This is a genomic window from Pelotomaculum sp. FP, from assembly GCF_004369245.1.
Lineage (GTDB): Bacteria > Bacillota > Desulfotomaculia > Desulfotomaculales > Pelotomaculaceae > Pelotomaculum_C > Pelotomaculum_C schinkii.
Map to the genome: position 1 here is coordinate 1 of NZ_QFGB01000126.1, position 1,874 is coordinate 1,874.

Annotated in this window: 1 protein-coding gene; it reads left to right on the forward strand. The window is 47.8% G+C overall.

What is annotated here, in order from left to right:
• The first annotated feature begins 499 nt into the window (after positions 1 to 499).
• A complete protein-coding gene (locus Psfp_RS20930) occupies positions 500 to 1,732 on the forward strand; it encodes an IS110 family transposase (protein WP_134220441.1) in 1,233 nt (410 codons plus the stop codon).
• Positions 1,733 to 1,874: the final 142 nt, after the last annotated feature.

A 1,874-nucleotide genomic window follows, 5' to 3' on the forward strand; every position in this document is an offset into this window, starting at 1 on the left:
TGGGTATGGGTTGTTATGATGATAATAGCTTTTATGCCGGCCCCCCAGGTCACTGTTTAGCAGCTACCTTGGCCGGGCCGGTTTTCTGTTACCTTTTTTAGTGCATTGTTTTTCAAAATAATGATAAAATCCATCTTTGCGCGAAGGATGCGTAGCATCCGTAGAGCGCACGAATTAGTTTCGGTTATTTGTCAAGCAGTGTCTGGACATGGGCGCCTTTTTACGGGACAATGTGACCAACAAGTTGGTATGGGGATATTTCTTCTTCCCCTCGTGGAGCCTTTAGGGTTACTACTTCGTGAAGCCTGTTACCCTTGGTCCGCCGTCCTTTTCTAACCGCTGGTTGTACCCCCGGCTTTATGGTGATGGGATTTTGCAGCTTCCCATTCATGCACCCACCTGACCGGGTGAGTACTTATTACGAGGCTGAGTAAGGCGGTTCCCAAGGGCGCCCAGGTCCTGTACCTTGCTTGATTTCTTTTGGAGTGGAGGTGATCTTTTGAGCAAACTTTTTGTCGGTATTGATGTTAGCCTGCGCAAAAACAATGTTCGCTGTATTAACAGCAATGGTGATACTGTACGTAAGTTTAACGTGCCCAATACTTTATCTGGAGCCCAAGCGCTGGTAGATCATGTTGCACAGGCTGCAGTACTCAACTCCTCGCAAGAGGTGGTGCTGGGCTTGGAGGCCACCTCCAATTATGGCTACCACCTGGCCTCTTTCTTTAAAAGCTCGGATAAGATGGCCCCGTTTTCACCACAGGTCCATGTGCTAAATGCCCGTGTCGTACATCAGTTCAAGAAGTCTTATAACGACCTCCCAAAAAACGACGACGTGGATGCCTGGGTTATTGCGGATAAGTTGCGCTTTGGTCGCCTCCCACAGGAGGTCTTTATGGATGAGCGTTTCCTTGCTTTACAACGGTTAACCCGTTCTAGATTTCACCTGGCGATGATGATTTCACGGGAGAAGACTTATTTTCTTAATAACCTTTTCTTGAAGTTCAGCTCTTTACGCCAGGAGAAAATTTTTTCTGACCAGTTTGGCGCTACGGCTATAGCAGTCGTGCAGGAATTTTTATCCCCGGATGAACTCGCCGCTATGCCACTGGAGAAACTGGTGTCCTTTCTGGAAGAGAAGAGCAAAAACCGTCTGGTAGACTCGGAAGGAGTAGCCAAGGCCCTGCAAAAGGCGGCCCGATCTTCCTACCGTCTGAGCAAGTCTTTAGCTGACCCGGTAAATGCTTCTCTGGCCACCAGTATCAGTGTAATCAAGGCCATGCAGTCTGAGCTTAAAAAGTTGGACAAGCTGATTGCCAAACATCTGGAGGCGCTTCCTCAAACATTGAATTCCATCAAGGGTATCGGCCCAGTTTATGCCGCCGGTATCCTGGCTGAAGTTGGCGATATCAAACGCTTTAAAAATCATAAGTCCCTGGCCAAATTTGCCGGGCTGGTATGGAATGAACAACAGTCGGGTGAGTGGAAGGCCGAGGATATCCGGCGTGTCCGCTCTGGCAACAAGTACTTGCGCTATTATCTTGTAGAGGCCGCTAACCTGATTCGGTTGCATGATCAGGAATATGGCTGTTTCTACCGGGTCAAGTACGATGAAGCCCATACTCATAAACATAAAAGAGCCCTCGTCCTTACCGCAAGAAAATTGGTCCGGCTGGTTTATGCTTTGCTGCGCACGAACCAGCTTTATACTCCCAGAAAGAGGGGTGATTAATCGCCTCCCTTAGCTGGACCACCCTCTCAGACCCAGATATTGTAATTTTCTGGGCTTAGTTTGTTATATTCTTTTGTCTCGCATAATGAAATATTTTTTCCAATTCTTTTTTAAAGTGGGCTTGACATTTTACCGCTGGGCT